Annotated in this window: 4 protein-coding genes and 1 pseudogene; all 5 read right to left on the bottom strand. The window is 63.7% G+C overall.

Annotated features, from left to right (window positions below; all coding sequences use genetic code 11):
* A pseudogene (locus MRY75_RS14465) lies at nucleotides 1-343 on the bottom strand (lytic transglycosylase domain-containing protein); the annotation flags it as partial.
* The gene (locus MRY75_RS14470) at nucleotides 340-549 is read right to left on the bottom strand and encodes a hypothetical protein (RefSeq protein WP_292308711.1); all 210 of its coding nucleotides are present in this window, start codon (nucleotides 547-549) and stop codon (nucleotides 340-342) included. The gene MRY75_RS14470 and the pseudogene MRY75_RS14465, both read right to left, overlap by 4 nt.
* Nucleotides 546-2,939 carry a type IV secretion system protein B4 gene (locus MRY75_RS14475; RefSeq protein WP_292308712.1) on the bottom strand — a complete coding sequence of 798 codons (2,394 nt, stop codon included), beginning with the start codon at nucleotides 2,937-2,939 and terminating at the stop codon, nucleotides 546-548. Before MRY75_RS14475 ends, MRY75_RS14470 begins: the two co-directional genes overlap by 4 nt.
* Entirely contained in the window at nucleotides 2,914-3,192 is a 279-nt protein-coding gene (locus MRY75_RS14480; protein WP_292308713.1) for a VirB3 family type IV secretion system protein, read from the bottom strand. The genes MRY75_RS14475 and MRY75_RS14480 overlap by 26 nt, the downstream gene beginning before the upstream one ends.
* 131 nt (nucleotides 3,193-3,323) lie before the next feature.
* Nucleotides 3,324-3,605, bottom strand: a complete 282-nt coding sequence (locus MRY75_RS14485; RefSeq protein ID WP_292308714.1) for a TrbC/VirB2 family protein — start codon at nucleotides 3,603-3,605, stop codon at nucleotides 3,324-3,326.
* Nucleotides 3,606-3,639: the final 34 nt, after the last annotated feature.

Raw genomic sequence — 3,639 nt, forward strand, 5'->3', positions numbered from 1 at the left:
CGCCGAAAAGGCGGCTGTTCATCGGGCTTGGATCGGTATTGGGATAGACCGCCGCCACCCCGAAATCCGCATTGCCTTCGAGGGCGCGGATATCGAAGCCGGGGCCAGTGATCGCGGCGGTCATCTCCTCGAGGACGCGCAGCTGGTCGGCCTGGACATCCGCCAGTGTGGACTCGGTGCGATCCTTGTCCTGCTGTACGCCCAGATCCTCGGCCAGTGCCGTCACCCGCGCTATGGCGCGGCCAATGGCGGAATTGTCCTGCGTCGGCACGCCCTGGGCATGCGCGGGCAGGCCGCTGAGGCCGAAGCAGAGCCCGGCGGATATGATTGCGGCGCGGCTCATTCCGGACGGGGCAGGGGCTCGAAGGTGCAGTCAGGCTTGGCCGCCACCTGAACCGGTGCGCCCATGGTCGAGACCGAAAACGCGGACCGTGTCACCTGCGGCTCGCCATTGCGTCCGAAGCAAGGCGAGGTTTTCTCGGTGTATTTCTCGCAAGCCGACAGAAGGCCCGCGGCGGCGCAAAGCGCGAGCAAGGGTTTCGAACTCATAGTACATGTCTCCAGAAATCGGGATTGGTGCGCCAATCGGCGGGCACGCGGGCCTCTCCAGTGGCACCGCCGCCAAGGATGGGGAGGAGGTTGCCAAGTGCGGAGAGGTCCGCATCGACGAAGACGCTGTCGCCCGCCGAGCGCACAAGGGCGATGCGCTGGCCGATGGTCGGCTGCACGAGAAGGGCTGCCTCTTTGGCGTTCACGCGCAGGAAGTCGTAATCCGAGATCGTGGCGCGGTCGTTGGGGAAGAGGATCTGGGTCGGGACCGTCTCGACGATGGTCTTACCGACGCGGCTGTCGCGCAGCTGGCTCGGGTACTGCGTCATCATGATCACGACGCAGTTCATCTTCCGAAGTGTCACCAGCCAATTTTCCAGCCGCGCCCCGAAATACGGATCGTCCAAGAGCTTCCAGGCCTCGTCGAGCACGATGATGGTGGGACGGCGGTCTTCGACCACGCGTTCGATCTGGCGGAAGATGTAGGAGAGCACCGCCATGCGCTCGGTGGTCATGTCGAGGATCTCGGTCATGTCGAAACCGATGATGTCGGAGGCCAGTTCAAGCCCGGCACCGTATTCCGGCTCGTCGAAGACCCAACCGTAGCGGCCGCCCGGTGCCCATTCGGCGACGCGGGACTGCAGCTCGCCATCGTCATCGAGCGACTGGAACAGGGTCTCGAAACTCGCGAAGCGCCGGAGCGAGCCTTCCGCATGGGCATTTTGCGAGACCGCGCTTTGGATGTGTCGTGACTGCTCGCCCGTGAGGGTTCCGCCCCGGGAAAGAAGTGTCGCAAGCCAATCCGAGAGCCAGGCGCGGCCACGTTCATCGATTTCGGTATCGAGGGGGTTCAAGCCCGAGGGTACCCCGGCGCGGATTTCGTTGTAGCGGCCGCCAAGGGCACGGACGGCCATCTCGAGGCCGCGATCCTTGTCGAAGAAAAAGAGCCGCGCGCCGACCCGCTGCGCCTGCGCCGCGAGAAAGGCTGTTGTCAGCGTCTTGCCTGTGCCGGTGCGCCCCAGAACCAGCGTATGGCCAACGGTCGGTTCCTTGCTTGGGGCTCCCGCCTCGTGGAAATTGAAGCGATAGCCCGAGGTGCCGACCGTGGGAAGCACAGAGATGGTCTGGCCCCAAGGCGACTGGTCCGGCCCACGGCCCTCGACGCTGCCATGAAGTGCCGCGAAATCCGCGAAGTTGATCGAGGAGATCGGCGTCTTCCGCGCCCGGTAGCCGAAGTTGCCGGGCGATTGCGCGAAGTATGTGGCTTTCAGCGCCATGTTTTCGCGGACGATGACAGACATAATCTCTTGGCCGACGCGCTTGATCTGCGCGGCGGCGCGTTCGAGCGTGTCGCGATCAGGTGCATAGATGGCGATGGAGAGGTGATGGTCGCCAAACGCGATGCGGCCAGCTTCCTGGTCGTCGGCAGCCTGGCCCAATTGCTCACGCAGGGAGACGGCGGCATCGTCGGAGGCATGCATCTGGCGGATGATCCGCTGGATGCGTTCGGCCATGATGTTGTTCGGGATCGGGCTGAAGGAGTTCGTCAGAACAATGTCGAGCGGCAGGTCGAGCGCATCTAGCAGCGTCACATCTGTCAGCGCCGGATAGGTCTTCATCGAGAAGAGCGCGCCGTATTTGACCTGACCGGTCACGGCGTCGGTCAGGGTGACAACGTCGCCATCAAAGGTCGCGCGGCAGTTGCTCAGGGTATGCGAGAGGGGCAGGGCGCTTTGTCCGAAGGCGATGGGGGAGAAGCTGCCTGCGTTCAGCGTATTGAGGTAGCCCAGCCACTCGCCGCCCGATTTCGTGAGCCGCACGGGATTGGCCGAGGCAAGCGCCACCTCGAAGAAGCCCATGACCTCGTTCAGTTCCTGCAGGCGCGTCGCGCGGTCCTTGACCCAGGCCTTGCGGGCCAGCGCGCGCAGAAGCGGAATGCGCGCGGAGATATCGGGGCGCCGGATGACGCTGAGATAGAGCTGGCGCTTGGCGGGGCGGAGGTCTTTGACATGGGCCTGCCAGCGCGCGTCGATCGCGGCGGCGAAGCTGTCGCCCTCGATGGGGCGCATCCCGAGATCCTGCGGCACAGAGATCCGGTGTATGTATAAACCGAAGGCATTGCCGGTCTGGGCGACGATGGCAGCGACTGCGCGTTTGAGCGCGTCGAGCCGGGCATCCTCAGTGGTCATCGGGTTCAGACCATCAAGGCGCAGGGTGGCGAGGAGGTCGCCCTCGCGCAGCACCATGACATCTTCATCCGCGAGCGCGAAATACGGCAGGTGCTCCGCGAGATAGCTCTCCCGTGCGAACTCCCCGCCGCCTGCTTGATGCAGGGCAGTTCCGTGAGTGGAAAGTGTGCCTGCATCAAGCGCCAAAGCTGTCGCCTCCATGCAGGGCCCGGTTCTTCGTCGGGCGCACCGCGCCGTAGGAGACGCGCAGCACCTCGAAGAAATGCGGCTCACGATCGGCGACGAACCAGAGAATCGGATAGGCGACAATCCCGATCAGAAAAAACACCATCGACTTTGTCCAGATGAACGGCAGAACGACCCCTGTCGCCAGGACCACCAGGTATCCGACAGGGAGACCCAGATACTTGGGCGGACGGGCGAGGCCCAGAAAGAGGGGGGATCGTTCTGCCATCTAGTGACCTTCCCGCTCAGCAAGAGACGGGCATCCGGAGGGCAACTCGAGGCAGCGTTTGCGAAGCACAACGCGTTCGAGTTGACCGCAGGATTCCGTTTTGCGGGAGAGGCACAGTGCTTTCCGGTTCATCAGGAGAATCCGTCGACGATGGTGCCAGCCGAGAAGATCAGCACGATCCCGATGATGACCGAGGCGAACCAACCCCAGTTCAGCCGTCCCATCATGCACATGAAACCGGTGCCGATGACTGCGAGCGTGGCGACCGCGATCCCGATGGGACCGGTCAGCGCGGCCTCGACGGTTTCCAGCATGGTCTGGATCGGCGACAAGTCCTGCGCGAGAGCGGGCGTTGCGAAAGCCGCCAAGGTTGTGGCGATGGGCAAGAGGCGGCTGAGGCGATGTCGAAGCATGCGAAGTTCCCTTGTTTTACTGAAGATCGATGAG

This window comes from Marivita sp., assembly GCF_022763305.1.
Taxonomy (GTDB): Bacteria; Pseudomonadota; Alphaproteobacteria; order Rhodobacterales; family Rhodobacteraceae; genus Marivita.

Coding starts and splice junctions, on each gene's coding strand:
- MRY75_RS14475 (WP_292308712.1), bottom strand. CDS start 2,939: ATGGAGGCGACAGCTTTGGCGCTTGATGCAGGCACACTTTCCACTCAC.
- MRY75_RS14480 (WP_292308713.1), bottom strand. CDS start 3,192: ATGGCAGAACGATCCCCCCTCTTTCTGGGCCTCGCCCGTCCGCCCAAG.
- MRY75_RS14485 (WP_292308714.1), bottom strand. CDS start 3,605: ATGCTTCGACATCGCCTCAGCCGCCTCTTGCCCATCGCCACAACCTTG.
- MRY75_RS14470 (WP_292308711.1), bottom strand. CDS start 549: ATGAGTTCGAAACCCTTGCTCGCGCTTTGCGCCGCCGCGGGCCTTCTG.